Source organism: Streptomyces sp. NPDC015345, assembly GCF_043078805.1.
Classification (GTDB): Bacteria; Actinomycetota; Actinomycetes; order Streptomycetales; family Streptomycetaceae; genus Streptomyces.
This window is the reverse complement of the sequence record NZ_JBIBTX010000001.1, coordinates 1311747-1325248: the sequence shown is the minus strand read 5'-3', so window position 1 is coordinate 1325248 and position 13502 is coordinate 1311747. Positions and strand designations below refer to the sequence as shown.

At 70.7% G+C, this 13502-nt stretch carries 13 protein-coding genes; 5 read left to right on the top strand and 8 right to left on the bottom strand.

The window, feature by feature from the left end; genetic code table 11:
* The first annotated feature begins 54 nt into the window (after positions 1-54).
* From ACF062_RS05995 to ACF062_RS05980, 4 genes are all read left to right on the top strand, one after another.
* The gene (locus tag ACF062_RS05995; RefSeq protein ID WP_392136184.1) at positions 55-1497 is read left to right on the top strand and encodes an MFS transporter; all 1443 of its coding nucleotides are present in this window, start codon (positions 55-57) and stop codon (positions 1495-1497) included.
* A gap of 124 nt (positions 1498-1621) precedes the next feature.
* On the top strand, positions 1622-3421 hold the full coding sequence (locus tag ACF062_RS05990; protein ID WP_392136181.1) for a DEAD/DEAH box helicase: 1800 nt from the start codon (positions 1622-1624) through the stop codon (positions 3419-3421).
* Between the two features lie 328 nt (positions 3422-3749).
* A complete protein-coding gene (locus ACF062_RS05985) occupies positions 3750-4391 on the top strand; it encodes an IclR family transcriptional regulator (protein ID WP_223774882.1) in 642 nt (213 codons plus the stop codon).
* A gap of 156 nt (positions 4392-4547) precedes the next feature.
* Positions 4548-5357 (top strand): S16 family serine protease, encoded by an 810-nt coding sequence (locus tag ACF062_RS05980; RefSeq protein WP_392136177.1) that lies wholly within the window; start codon positions 4548-4550, stop codon positions 5355-5357.
* 148 nt (positions 5358-5505) lie between these two features.
* Here the strand turns inward: ACF062_RS05980 and ACF062_RS05975 are convergent, their stop codons facing one another.
* From ACF062_RS05975 to ACF062_RS05950, 6 genes are all read right to left on the bottom strand, one after another.
* Positions 5506-6105, bottom strand: coding sequence for an ArsR/SmtB family transcription factor (locus ACF062_RS05975; protein ID WP_392136174.1), 600 nt, complete (start codon positions 6103-6105; stop codon positions 5506-5508).
* Positions 6106-6210: 105 nt separating this feature from the next.
* The gene (locus ACF062_RS05970; protein WP_392136171.1) at positions 6211-7179 is read right to left on the bottom strand and encodes a glycine betaine ABC transporter substrate-binding protein; all 969 of its coding nucleotides are present in this window, start codon (positions 7177-7179) and stop codon (positions 6211-6213) included.
* On the bottom strand, positions 7176-8030 hold the full coding sequence (locus ACF062_RS05965; RefSeq protein WP_392136168.1) for an ABC transporter permease: 855 nt from the start codon (positions 8028-8030) through the stop codon (positions 7176-7178). Before ACF062_RS05965 ends, ACF062_RS05970 begins: the two co-directional genes overlap by 4 nt.
* Positions 8027-9295, bottom strand: coding sequence for a betaine/proline/choline family ABC transporter ATP-binding protein (locus ACF062_RS05960; RefSeq protein WP_392136165.1), 1269 nt, complete (start codon positions 9293-9295; stop codon positions 8027-8029). Before ACF062_RS05960 ends, ACF062_RS05965 begins: the two co-directional genes overlap by 4 nt.
* Positions 9288-9935 carry an ABC transporter permease gene (locus ACF062_RS05955; RefSeq protein WP_223779058.1) on the bottom strand — a complete coding sequence of 216 codons (648 nt, stop codon included), beginning with the start codon at positions 9933-9935 and terminating at the stop codon, positions 9288-9290. The genes ACF062_RS05960 and ACF062_RS05955 overlap by 8 nt, the downstream gene beginning before the upstream one ends.
* Before the next feature lie 33 nt (positions 9936-9968).
* Positions 9969-10463 carry an Lrp/AsnC family transcriptional regulator gene (locus tag ACF062_RS05950; protein ID WP_223774875.1) on the bottom strand — a complete coding sequence of 165 codons (495 nt, stop codon included), beginning with the start codon at positions 10461-10463 and terminating at the stop codon, positions 9969-9971.
* Positions 10464-10585: 122 nt separating this feature from the next.
* On the opposite strand from ACF062_RS05950, the gene hppD reads away from it, so the two are divergent.
* Positions 10586-11734, top strand: a complete 1149-nt coding sequence (gene hppD / locus ACF062_RS05945) for a 4-hydroxyphenylpyruvate dioxygenase (RefSeq protein WP_392136162.1) — start codon at positions 10586-10588, stop codon at positions 11732-11734.
* 278 nt (positions 11735-12012) lie between these two features.
* Here the strand turns inward: hppD and ACF062_RS05940 are convergent, their stop codons facing one another.
* Positions 12013-12897, bottom strand: a complete 885-nt coding sequence (locus tag ACF062_RS05940; RefSeq protein WP_392136159.1) for an alpha/beta hydrolase fold domain-containing protein — start codon at positions 12895-12897, stop codon at positions 12013-12015.
* Positions 12894-13451: a quercetin 2,3-dioxygenase gene (locus ACF062_RS05935; protein WP_392136156.1), complete on the bottom strand. Its 558-nt coding sequence runs from the start codon at positions 13449-13451 to the stop codon at positions 12894-12896. Before ACF062_RS05935 ends, ACF062_RS05940 begins: the two co-directional genes overlap by 4 nt.
* Positions 13452-13502: the final 51 nt, after the last annotated feature.

Genomic DNA, 13502 nt, shown 5'->3' with positions numbered 1-13502 from the left:
ACCCCCGCCTCCGGACAGGGGCAAAACACGCTCACGCCTCTTACCCTGAGGCGCATGACCGAGACTGGCGTCGCCGCCGAGACCACCGCCCCGCCCCGCCCGGAGGGCCCCGGTGTCCTCGGCAAGCCGTACCGCGCCCTCAGCATCGGCATCGTCTCCGTCGTGCTGCTGATCGCCTTCGAGGCGACCGCCGTCGGGACCGCGATGCCGGTCGCCGCGCGGGAGCTGGACGGGGTCTCGCTCTACGCCTTCGCGTTCTCCGGGTACTTCACGACCAGCCTCTTCGGCATGGTGTTCAGCGGGCAGTGGTCCGACCGGCGCGGGCCGCTCGGGCCGCTGGCGGGCGGCATCTCGCTCTTCGCGGCGGGGCTGCTGCTGAGCGGGACCGCGAGCGTGATGTGGCTGTTCATCGCGGGGCGGGCCGTGCAGGGGCTCGGCGGCGGGCTCGTGATCGTCGCGCTGTACGTCGTCGTCAGCCGGGCGTATCCCGAACACCTGCGGCCCGCCATCATGGCTGCCTTCGCGGCGAGCTGGGTCGTGCCGTCAGTCGTGGGGCCGCTGGTGTCCGGGACCGTCACCGAGCACCTCGGGTGGCGGTGGGTCTTCGTCGGCATCCCCGTCCTCGTCGTCGTGCCGCTCGCCCTCGCGCTGCCCGCGATCCGGCGGACCGCCGCCGGGCCCGTCGACGCGTCGGCGCCCGTCGCCCCCTTCGACCGGCGCCGTATCCGCCTCGCGCTCGGGATCTCGCTGGGCGCCGCGCTCCTTCAGTACGCGGGTCAGGACCTGCGGTGGTTCTCGCTGCTCCCGGCGGTGCTCGGCGCCGTCGTCCTCGTGCCGGCCGTCCTCGGGCTGCTGCCGCGCGGCACCTACCGCGCCGCCCGCGGCCTGCCCTCCGTGGTGCTGCTGCGCGGCGTGGCGGCGGGGTCGTTCATCGCCGCCGAGTCCTTCGTGCCGCTGATGCTCGTCACCCAGCGGGGGCTGAGCCCGACCATGGCCGGGCTCTCGATCGCCGTGGGCGGGGCGACCTGGGCCCTCGGGTCCTACGTACAGTCGCGGCCCCGCATGGAGCCCTACCGGACGCGGTTCGTGGCGGCGGGGATGGTGTTCGTCGCCGCGTCCATAGCCGCCGCGCCCACCGTCCTCATCGCGGCCGTGCCCGTGTGGATCATCGCGGTCGCCTGGGGCCTCGGCTGCTTCGGCATGGGCACCGTCATCGCCTCCACGAGCGTGCTGCTGCTCCAGCTGTCGGCGCCCGAGGACGCGGGGTCGAATTCGGCCGCGCTCCAGATCTCCGACGGACTCTCGAACGTCCTGCTGCTCGCCGTCGGAGGCGCCGCGTTCGCCGCGCTCGGCGGGGGCACGGTCGGCGCGGGCCACGGCACGGACGGGGTCTCGGCGTCGCATCCGGGCGCCTTCGTCGCCGTCTTCCTGCCCATGGCCGCCGTCGCCCTGGTGGGAGCCTGGATCGGCACCCGGCTGACGGAACGCAAGCCCTGACTCCCTCGTGTGACACCCGTCGCACCCGCCCCGGCAGCCGCCCCGAACCCGGCGGTACGGCAACAGCTCACCGGTAGGGTGGCCCGGTTGTCGTACGTACCCGAGCCGTAAAAACCCGGAGACCGTGACTACCACCAGCGCCGCCGCCAACTCCTCCCACCACCTCTCCCCGGCCTTCCCCGGCCGCGCCCCCTGGGGCACCGCCAACAAGCTGCGTGCCTGGCAGCAGGGGGCGATGGAGAAGTACATCCAGGAGCAGCCGCGAGACTTCCTCGCCGTCGCCACCCCCGGCGCCGGCAAGACGACGTTCGCGCTCACGCTCGCGTCGTGGCTGCTGCACCACCATGTCGTGCAGCAGGTCACCGTGGTCGCGCCCACCGAGCACCTCAAGAAGCAGTGGGCCGAGGCGGCCGCCCGCATAGGCATCAAGCTGGACCCCGAGTACAGCGCGGGCCCGCTCAGCAAGGAGTACCACGGCGTCGCCGTGACGTACGCGGGTGTCGGCGTCCGCCCGATGCTGCACCGCAACCGCTCCGAGCAGCGCAAGACCCTCGTCATCCTGGACGAGATCCACCACGCCGGTGACTCGAAGTCCTGGGGCGAGGCCTGCCTCGAAGCCTTCGAGCCCGCGACCCGGCGCCTCGCGCTCACCGGTACGCCCTTCCGGTCCGACACCAACCCGATCCCCTTCGTCACGTACGAAGAAGGGAACGACGGCATCCGGCGCTCCTCCGCCGACTACACCTACGGCTACGGCAGCGCGCTCGGCGACGGCGTCGTGCGGCCGGTGATCTTCCTGTCGTACTCGGGCAACATGCGGTGGCGTACGAAGGCCGGTGACGAGATCGCCGCGCGCCTCGGCGAGCCGATGACCAAGGACGCCGTCTCGCAGGCCTGGCGCACCGCGCTCGACCCGCGCGGCGAGTGGATGCCGAACGTGCTGAAGGCCGCCGACACACGGCTCACCGAGGTCAGGAAGGCCATCCCCGACGCGGGCGGGCTCGTCATCGCCTCCGACCAGGACTCCGCGCGCGCCTACGCCAAGCTGATCCGCGAGATCACCGGGAGCAAGGCCACGGTCGTCCTCTCCGACGACACCGGCGCCTCGAAGCGCATCGACGACTTCAGCGCGAGCACCGACCGGTGGATGGTCGCCGTCCGCATGGTGTCCGAGGGCGTCGACGTGCCCCGCCTGGCGGTCGGCGTGTACGCGACGACGATCTCCACGCCGCTGTTCTTCGCGCAGGCCGTCGGCCGCTTCGTGCGGTCCCGGCGGCGCGGCGAGACCGCGTCCGTCTTCCTGCCGACCGTCCCCGACCTGCTGACCTTCGCCAACGAGATGGAGGTCGAGCGCGACCACGCCCTCGACAAGCCGAAGAAGGAGGGGGAGGAGGACCCCTACGCCGAGTCCGAGAAGGAGATGGACGAGGCGAACAAGCAGGAGGACGAGGACACCGGCGAGCAGGAGCAGTTCTCCTTCGAGGCGCTGGAGTCCGAGGCCGTCTTCGACCGGGTGCTCTTCGACGGCGCCGAGTTCGGCATGCAGGCGCATCCGGGGAGCGAGGAGGAGCAGGACTATCTCGGCATCCCCGGTCTCCTCGAACCCGACCAGGTGCAGATGCTGCTCCAGAAGCGGCAGGCCCGGCAGATCGCGCACAGCCGCAAGAAGCCGGACGAGGAGGCGGACCTGCTCGAACTGCCCGCCGAGCGGCGGCCCGTGGTCTCCCACAAGGAACTCCTCGGGTTGCGCAAGCAGCTGAACACGATGGTCGGCGCGTACGTCCATCAGAGCGGGAAGCCGCACGGCGTGATCCACACCGAGCTGCGGCGCACGTGTGGCGGGCCGCCGAGCGCGGAGGCCACGGCGGGGCAGCTGCGGCAGCGCATCGCGAAGGTCCAGGAGTGGGCCACCCGCATGAAGTGAGCCCGTTCGGCTCGGGGGCCGGGAGCGGGGCATTCCGAGTGCGGAGGGCTTGTGCGAATGTCGCACGCGCGTCTGTCCGGCGGCGCCCGGCGTAACGGGGCAGATGGGGGCGCTAGGGGCGTCCCCGTGCCCGGATTCTGGACTGAGTCTTCCGCTGAGCGGGACGGGCTCGCTACTGTCCCCGACACACGCACACGCCCCGTGGCAGCGCCGCCGCGGAGCGCAGCCGGTGTTCCGACCGGCGGCCTCTGACGCGCGTCGCCCACGGGACCGGCGGCGCAACCGCCGCGTAAGGAGGTCGCCGACCCTCACCAAAGGAGTGGGCGTCGTGACCGCGGAGACATCCCAGACGCTGGACCGAGGACTGCGCGTCCTCAAGCTGCTGGCCGACACCGACCATGGCCTCACGGTCACCGAGCTGTCCAACAAGCTCGGCGTGAACCGCACCGTGGTGTACCGCCTGCTCGCCACGCTCGAACAGCACGCCCTCGTCCGACGCGACCTGGGCGGGCGCGCCCGCGTCGGCCTCGGCGTGCTGCGCCTGGGCCGCCAGGTGCATCCGCTGGTGCGGGAGGCGGCGCTGCCCGCGCTGCGTTCGCTCGCCGAGGACATAGGGGCGACGGCCCACCTGACCCTCGTCGACGGCTCGGAGGCCCTCGCGGTGGCGGTGGTCGAGCCCACGTGGACGGATTACCACGTGGCGTACCGGACGGGCTTCCGGCACCCCCTGGACCGGGGCGCCGCAGGCCGCGCCATCCTGGCCGCCCGCCAGGGCCTGGTGACCGATCCCGGGTACGCGCTCACCCACGGCGAACTGGAGGCCGGGGCGAGCGGGGCCGCGGCGCCGCTGGTCGGCGTGACCGGGATAGAGGGCAGCGTGGGCGTGGTGATGCTCGCGGACTCCGTGCCGGAGCGGGTGGGGCCGCGGGTGGTGGACGCGGCTCGGGAGGTGGCCGACGCGTTGCGCTGACGCGGTGCGCTGGGGCCGCGGGGCGAGCGGAGTCCGGGGGCGCCCGGGGGATCGCCGGCTGCGCCGAGCTCGTCCTCAATCGCCGGACGGGCTTGATGTGGGTCGCGTTGGGGCGCCCGCTCGGGTGGGGAAGTTGCCTCGCGTTAGATTGATCCCGTGGTCTTCTCCTTCGCTCGATTCACGCGGCCCCAGGCCCTCGCCGTCTGCGCCCTGCCCGTCGTGGCCCTGCTCGCCGTCGCGGGGCTCGCGCCGTTGCCGTATGCCGTGGCGCAGCCCGGGGGTACGGCGGACGTGCTGGGGGAGCATGAGGGCAAGCCGGTGCTCACCATCACCGGCGCGGCCACCCGCGAGACCAAGGGCGAGCTGCGCATGACGACGATCGTGGCGACGGGCCCGCAGATGGACGTGCGGCTCGGCGACGTGATCGACGGCTGGTTCCGCACGGACCGCGCGGTGATGCCGAAGGACTCGGTCTACCCGACCGGGGACAACGTGAAAGAAGTCCAGAAGCACAACCTCGGCGACATGAAGAAGTCGCAGGACGACGCCACGAAGGCGGCGCTGTCCTACCTGAAGGCCAACGGCTTCGACGGCACCGACAAGGTGAACGTCAAGGCCGACCTCGGCAAGATCGGCGGCCCCAGCGCCGGGCTTTTCCTCTCGCTCGGCATCATCGACAAGCTGGACGGCGACGGCAGCGGCCGTGACCTCACGGGCGGCGGCAAGATCGCCGGCACCGGCACCATCACCGCCGACGGCGAGGTCGGCGCGGTCGGCGGCGTCGCCCTGAAGACGCAGGCCGCGCGGCGTGACGGCGCCACGGTCTTCCTGGTCCCGAAGGCCGAGTGCGCGGACGCCCAGGCGGAGCTGCCGAAGGGCCTGCGCCTGGTCCCGGTCACGACACTGAAGGGCACGGTCGACTCACTGCGGGCCCTGGCGAAGGGCGCGAAGGTCCCGAGCTGCTGACCAGCCGCAGGCCCAGCTCGACCAGGGTCCAGCCGAGCCGGGCGCGGAGCCGGGCGCGGGAGTCCCGTGCGGGTGCCTCGCGTCGTAACTCCTCCGCGCGCGCGTGGTGCAGCATCAGGTGTACGTCGGGGTGCATGCCGTGCCCCTCTCAGGTGCCGTCGGCCTTCGGCCGGGTCGGGAAGATGTGGGAGTGGACGCGCACCTTGGCCACGTCCGGTGTGTCCTCTTCGGGCGCCGACGCGCGGTAGCTCTCCACGAGTTCATGGATCTTGCCGCTCAGCTCGGCGGCGAGCTCGGGCGTCAGCCGCAGGGTGAAATCGCTGGTGTCCGCGGCCTCGTCCCACTCCTGTGACCACTCGTGCCGTGTGGCGATCCAGGTGGAGACCTCCTGGGCGCGCTGGGTCGCGTACTCGTGCAGGAGGGTGCTCAGCGCGCCGCGCACCTCCGGATCCGGGTCGCGGATGAGGTCCTCGTCGGTCCGTGTGCCCTGGTGGGCCGACCGCCACCACCGCTCCCGCCCCTTGCCCCGCTCCGGGTCGTCCTCCACGAACCCGTACTCCGCGAGCTGCCGCAGGTGGTAACTGGTCGCCCCGCTCGATTCGCCGAGCCGGGCGGCGAGTTGGGACGCGGTCGCCGGGCCGTCGAGGCGCAGCGAGGAGAGCAGGCGCATGCGCAGCGGATGCGCGAGGCCGCGCAGCGTGCGGGCGTCGAGGTGGTGGACCTTGCGGGGCGCCGACTGTTGCGTCATGCCCTCAGCGTAGAGATGCAAAGACTCCGTTGCAACGGGTTCTTTGCAACGGAGTCTTTGTAACTGAGTATTGGTGACGGGGCTCGGGCAACTCCCGTATCGCGCCTACTCCTTGACGAAGCCCTCCTCGATCAGCCAGTCCTTCGCCACCTCGTGCGGGTCCTGGCCCTCCACGTCCACCTTGGAGTTCAGCTCCCGCGCCACCGTGTTGTTCAGCTTCTTCGTGATCGGCGCCAGGATCTCCGCCATCTGCGGGTACTTCTCCAGGGACTTGCTGTTGATCTCCGGGGCCGCGTTGTAGTTGGGGAAGAAGCGCTTGTCGTCCTCCATCGTCGTCAGGTTCATCGCCTTGATGCGGCCGTCCGTCGTGAAGACCTCGCCGTACGTGCACGTCCCCTTGGACACCTGCGTGTAGATGATGCCGGTGTCCATCTTGGTGATATTGGCCGCCGGGACGCTCATCCCGTACTCCTTCTGCATGCCCGGCAGCCCGTCCTCGCGCGAGGCGAACTCGCTCTCCACGCAGAGCGTGACGGCCTTCGGGTCGGACTTGGCCAGGGCCGCCACGTCGGAGAGCGTCTTCGTCCTGTACTTCGCCGCGTTCCGCGCGTTCGTCGCCAGCGCGTACGTGTTGTTGAGCGTGGCCGGCGGCAGCCACGTGACGCCGTTCCCCAGGTCCGCGTCGCGCACCGCCTGCCACTGCTTGTGCGGGTCGTCGATCGGCTCGGTGTTGCCCTGGTACGTGATCCAGGCGGTGCCCGTGTACTCGTACATCGCGTCCGCGTCGCCGCTCTTCACGGCCTCGCGCGCGCCGATCGAACCCTGGATGCCGGTGCGGTCGAGCACCTCCGCGCCCGCCGCCTCGAAGGCGATGCCCATGATCGCGCCGAGGATCAGCTGCTCGGTGAACTCCTTGGACGTGACGGTGAGGTCGGCGCCCTTGAGAGGCAGGCCCCGGCCGATGGAGCCGGGTTTGACGTCGTCCACCATGGGGCTGCCGCTGGTCAGGCCGCAGCCGGCCAGCAGCGCCGCGGCCAGCACTCCGACGGCCCAAGTGCGCGCGGTGACCTTCATGAGCCCGCCTCCAGCCCGCGCGGGCGCAGGAACAGTTCGGCCAGCGACGCCAGCCAGTCCACCAACAGAGCCAGCACGATCGTCAGGATCGAACCGAGCATCAGGACCGGCATGCGCTGGTTGGTCATGCCGGTCGTGATCAGGTCGCCGAGGCCGCCGCCCCCGCCGAACGTGGCGAGGGTCGCCGTGCCGACGTTCAGGACGAGCGCCGTCCGCACGCCCGCGAGGATCAACGGGACGGCCAGCGGGAGTTCGACCTTGCCGAGGACGCCGAGCGGTGACATGCCGATGCCGCGCGCGGCTTCGAGCAGCGTCGGGTCGTTCGCCTTCAGGCCCGCGATCGTGTTGGACAGGACCGGCAGGACGGCGTAGACGATGATGCCGATCAGCGCCGCCTTCTCGCCGATGCCCAGCCAGATCACCAGCAGGGCCAGCAGGCCGATCGCCGGGGTCGCCTGGCCGACGTTGGCCAGCGCCATCGCGGCCGGCGCCGCCCTGCGCAGCTTCCCGCGGGTCAGCAGGATGCCGAGCGGGATGGCGATGATCAGGACGAAGAAGGTGGAGATGACCGTGAGCTGGATGTGCTGGCGGAGCCTGAGCCAGACGTTGCCGTTCGCCAGCGCGTTCCTGGAGATCGAGTCCAGGTCCGTCTGCTGGAACCACCCCCAGGTCAGCAGCAGCACCACCGCGAGGACGGCGGGCAGGAACGTGACCTTCTGCCAGGTGACCCGGCGTGCCTGCCTTCCGGCGGCCGGTGGCGGCGGAGCCTCCTGCTCGCTCTCGCCGACGTCACGGAAGGCGAGACCCTTGACCTCGTGCTCCCCCTCGGGGCGGTCTCCGTGCGGCCTCATGCCCTCGCCGCCCCTCCGAGCCCCCCGGGCCCGGCGCCCTCCTGCTCCTGGTGGGTGAGCTGGGCGCGCTGCTCCTCCAGTTCGTGCTGGTGCTCGATGGCGTCGAGGCGGTCGGCCTCCAGCATCTCGTGGACGGAGTTCAGCAGCGTCTCCATGTCCACCACGCCCGTGTACTCACCGCGCCGCCCGGTCACCGCGACCCGGCCCGCGTTGTCCGTGAGCACCGCTTCGAGCGCGTCGCGCAGCGTGGCGTCGCGGGTCACCGTGTCGTGGACGAGGGTGCCCGCGCGGGCCAGGGAGCCGCGGGCCCGCATCAGGTCGCCGCGGCGCAACCACTTGTAGGGGCGGCCGCGCTTGTCGAGCAGGAGCAGTTCGTTCGTGGTGCCCCCGCGCAGCTTGTCGAAGATGTCCTGGAGCGGGTCGTCGACGGTCACCGTCGGCACGTCGGCGATCTCCACATCGCGTACGCGCGTGAGGTTCAGCCGTTTCAGCGCCGCGCCCGCGCCCACGAAACCGGAGACGAAGTCGTCCGCCGGGTTGGTCAGGATCGCCTCGGGCGTGTCGAACTGCGCGATGTGCGAGCGCTCGCGCAGCACGGCGATGCGGTCACCGAGCTTGATGGCCTCGTCGAAGTCGTGCGTGACGAAGACGATCGTCTTGTGCAGCTCGCTCTGGAGCCGGATCAGCTCGTCCTGGAGGTGGTCGCGGGTGATCGGGTCGACCGCGCCGAACGGCTCGTCCATCAGCAGAACGGGTGGGTCGGCCGCCAACGCCCGCGCCACACCGACGCGTTGCTGCTGGCCGCCGGAGAGCTGACGCGGATAGCGGTCGTGGAACTCGCCGGGATCCAGGCCGACCAGGTCGAGCATCTCCTCCACCCGGGAGCGGATGCGCGCCTTGCCCCAGCCGATCATCTTCGGTACGAGGGCGATGTTCTGGGCGACCGTCATGTGCGGGAAGAGGCCGGAGGACTGGATGGCGTACCCGATCTTGCGCCGCAGCTTCACCGGGTCGATGTCGGTGACGTCCTCGCCGTCGATGCGGATGCGGCCGCCGGTCGGCTCGATCAGGCGGTTGATCATCTTCAGCGTCGTCGACTTGCCGCAGCCGGACGGCCCGACGAAGATCACCGTCTCGCCCGCCTTGATCTCCATGCTGACGCTGTCCACGGCCGGCTCGGGGCTGCCCGGGTAGCGCTTGGTGAGGTTCTCCAGTTCGATCGTCGCCCCGGAGGTGGCGGCGCCGGACTCGGTGGGCTCAGACACGGATACCCCTTGGAATCGTCAGCCGCCCGATCAGGACGTACGCGGCGTCGAAGAGCAGCGCAAGGACGATGATGCCCAGCGTGCCCGCGAGCACCTGGTTGAGCGCGTTCTTGCTGCCGAGCGAGCCGATGCCGCGGAAGATCTCGTTGCCGAGGCCGGGCCCGGAGGCGTACGCGGCGATGGCGGCGATGCCCATCAGCATCTGGGTGGAGACCCGGATGCCGGTGAGGATCGGCGGCCAGGCGATCGGCAGCTCCACCCGGAAGAGCCGGGCGGCCCTGGACATCCCGATGCCCTTCGCCGCGTCGACGAGCGAGGGGTCCACGCCCCGCAGGCCGACGATGGCGTTGCGCACGATGGGCAGCAGGCCGTACAAGGTCAAGGCCACGACGGTCGGCGCGACGCCGAGACCCACGACCGGGATGAGCAGGCCGATCATGGCGAGCGACGGGACGGTGAGGATGGTGGAGGTGACCGTCGTGGCGACATTGCCCGCCCACTCGCTGCGGTAGGTGAGGACGCCGATCAGTACGCCGATCACGGTCGCCACGACCATGCACTGGAAGACGGCGCTCGCGTGTTGGTACGCGTTCGTCAGCAGCTGTTCGTGACGGGTGCCGAGGTAGTCCCAGAAATTCACTGCCGTGCTCACCTCGCCTTTTCTCGAAGGTGCTCAGGGGCCGTAGGACTCGGGGGCGCAGGGGTCTTCGGACGCCTGTTCCACGAGCGGGATGATCCGCAGCGGAACGGGATTTTCCATGACGATCGCGGTGGAGGCCCGGACGATGCCATCAAAACCCACGACCCGGTCGATCACACGTTGGAGATCCGCGTTCGACCGCGCCACGAGGCGGCAGAGCATATCGCCGTGGCCCGTGATGGTGTGGAGTTCGAGCACCTCGGCGACGGTCGCCAAATGGGCCCGCACATCCGCGCCCTGCCCCTGTTTGATCTCCAGCGTCGCGAAGGCCGTGACGGGATAACCGAGCGCCGCCGGGTCGACCTCCGGGCCGAACCCGCGGATGACTCCATTGGACTGAAGCCGGTCCATCCGCGCCTGCACCGTGCCGCGCGCGACCCCGAGCCTGCGGGACGCCTCAAGAACCCCGATACGCGGCTCGCGCGCCAGGAGCACGATGAGCCTGCCGTCCAGATGATCGATCGCCATGCGGCCCTCCAAGGTGGTCATCATGTACAGATAGCCCGGCCATCCTGGCGCCTCGCTGTACAGATTGACCACTGAAAACGCGAACTATTGCGCACCTTGTGGATCGGCGGGAGCCTCAGCACATGACTGAGACCAGCACCCACCCCACCCCGAACACCGCGCGCGAGGCCGATCCCTTCCCGGTCAAGGGAATGGACGCGGTCGTCTTCGCCGTGGGCAACGCCAAGCAGGCGGCGCACTACTACTCCACGGCCTTCGGCATGAAGCTCGTGGCCTACTCCGGACCGGAGAACGGCAGCCGCGAGACCGCCAGTTACGTCCTCACGAACGGCGCCGCCCGCTTCGTGTTCACCTCCGTCATCAAGGCCTCCTCCGAGCGGGGCCACTTCCTCGCCTCCCACGTGGCCGAGCACGGTGACGGCGTCATCGACCTCGCCATCGAGGTCCCGGACGCCCGCGCCGCGTACGCGTACGCCGTCGAGCACGGCGCGCGCGGCATCACCGAGCCGTACGAGGAGAAGGACGAGAACGGCAAGGTCGTGCTCGCCGCCATCGCCACGTACGGCAAGACCCGCCACACGCTGGTGGAGCGCACCGACTACGACGGCCCTTATCTGCCCGGTTTCGTCTCCGCGAAGCCGATGGTCGAGCCGCCGGCCAAGCGGACCTTCCAGGCGATCGACCACTGCGTCGGCAATGTCGAGCTCGGCAAGATGAACGAGTGGGTCGCCTTCTACAACAAGGTCATGGGCTTCACGAACATGAAGGAGTTCGTGGGCGACGACATCGCGACCGAGTACAGCGCGCTGATGTCGAAGGTGGTCGCGGACGGCACCCTCAAGGTGAAGTTCCCGATCAACGAGCCCGCCATCGCCAAGAAGAAGTCGCAGATCGACGAGTACCTGGAGTTCTACGGCGGCGCGGGCGTCCAGCACATCGCGCTCGCCACGAACGACATCGTCGAGTCCGTGCGCACGATGCGCGCGGCGGGCGTCCAGTTCCTCGACACCCCCGACTCGTACTACGACACGCTCGGCGAGTGGGCCGGTGAGACCCGCGTGCCCGTGGAGACCCTGCGCGAGCTGAAGATCCTCGTCGACCGCGACGAGGACGGCTACCTGCTCCAGATCTTCACCAAGCCGGTCCAGGACCGCCCGACCGTCTTCTTCGAGATGATCGAGCGGCATGGCTCGATGGGCTTCGGCAAGGGCAACTTCAAGGCGCTGTTCGAGGCGATCGAGCGGGAGCAGGAGAAGCGGGGCAACCTCTAGGGCCTGTCTGACAATTCCCGCCTGCCTCGCGACGCCATGCACGCACTCTCGCCGCGCCGGGCGCAGAGCCAAGTACATCCAGTACGAGGCCCTACGCCCGGCACGCCGAGAGCACGCACCTGACGCCGCGAGGCCGCCCTCCGGGCGACGACGCGAATTGTCAGACAGGCCCTAGCCGCCGGGGAATCCTCGGGCGCCGTTGCTCGCGGGCTGCGCCCAGCTCGTCCTCAATCGCCGGACAGGCTCGATTTCCCTCGGTCCTGTCCGGCGACCGGCGTTCAAGCCTTCGACGTGCGCGCGCGTACGAAGTCCAGTGAGCGCGTGAAGATCCGCTCCACCTCGGCTTCGTCCGGGCCGTGCCACCCGTGGTCCGCCCCCGGCACCGTCCACAGTTCCGCCGAGGCCCCCGCCCCGTGCAGCGCGGCGGCCAGCGACGCGCTGTGCGAGTGGTCCACCATCGTGTCCGCGTCGCCGTGCACCAGCAGGAACGGCGGCGCCCCCGGATGTACGCGGCTCAGTGGACTGCCCGCCCGCGCCGCCTCCGGTACGGCCGCCGGGGCCGCGCCCAGCAGGAGCGCCTCGGGGGTGGCCGGGTCCTCGGGGCGGAACGGGCCGCGCGCGGCGGTCAGATCGCTCGGCCCGTACCAGATCACGGCACCGGCGAGGCCCGGCCCGTCCAGCGCGAGGAGCGAGGCCAGGTGCCCGCCCGCCGACTCGCCCCAGACCACGGTGCGCCCGGTGTCGATGCCGAGTTCCGGGCCGCGCAGGACCAGCCAGCGCAGCGCCGCCCGCAGATCGTCGAGCGGGGCGGGGAAGCGGGCTTCGCCGCTGAGCCGGTAGTCGACGCACGCCACGCCGAACCCGGCGGCCGCGATGCGCGCGAACGGCCCCGGAGCCCACTGCCGCGTCCGCAGGCCCATGTCGTCACGCCGCCCCTGCAGCCAGGCGCCGCCGTGCACGAACAGCACCAGCGGCGCCGGGTCGGCCGCGGGGGCGGCGCCCGGCAGCCACAGGTCGAGTTCCAGGGGGCGGCTGCCCATGGCCTGCTGGTAGGGAACGCCGCGGAGTTCGCGCACGCCGGGCTCGCGCACCGCCGCGGGCGGCAGCGGGGCCCGGTCCGGGTGGGGCGAGGCGATCAGTTGCCGCAACGCGGGCCCGGTCACCGGGTGCGCCACTGGTGGTCGGGCAGGAAGTTCACGTCGTACTCCTGGGGCACGGTCCCGAACTTGTGGGGCTCGGGTATGAGCGGCCGGTGGGGCAGGCCGTGCTGTTCCGTGGGCGCGCCGAGGTTCTCGAAGAACCGCTCGAAGGTGCCGCCGGGGCCCGCGGCGACGCCGACGACCTGGCTGTGGTGGCGCTCCATGCGGTAGGCGTGCGTGCAGTTCTTCGGTACGAAGCCGAAGTCGCCGGGGGTGAGCAGCTTCTCCTGCTGGACCCCCTCGGTGTCCTCGACGAACAGCCGGACGGCGCCCTGGGTGACGTAGAAGACCTCGTGGGTGTCGGCGTGCATGTGGGCGGGGATGAGGTCGCCCTTGGGGCCCTCCACGGTGAAGAAGTTGAAGGTGTTCTCGGTCTGCTCGCCGCCCGCGTAGACGGTGACCAGGTCGCCGAAGAGATGGGCGCGGTCGCCCTCGCCCTTCTCGATGAAGTAGGGCTTGCCCGGCTCTGCGGGGATGCGGGAGGCGGGCCGGTAGCGCGTGGCGTACTCGATGGTCATGGAATGCTCCGGAGAGTCGGATCGGCGGAATGTCAGGTAGCCTGACATTAA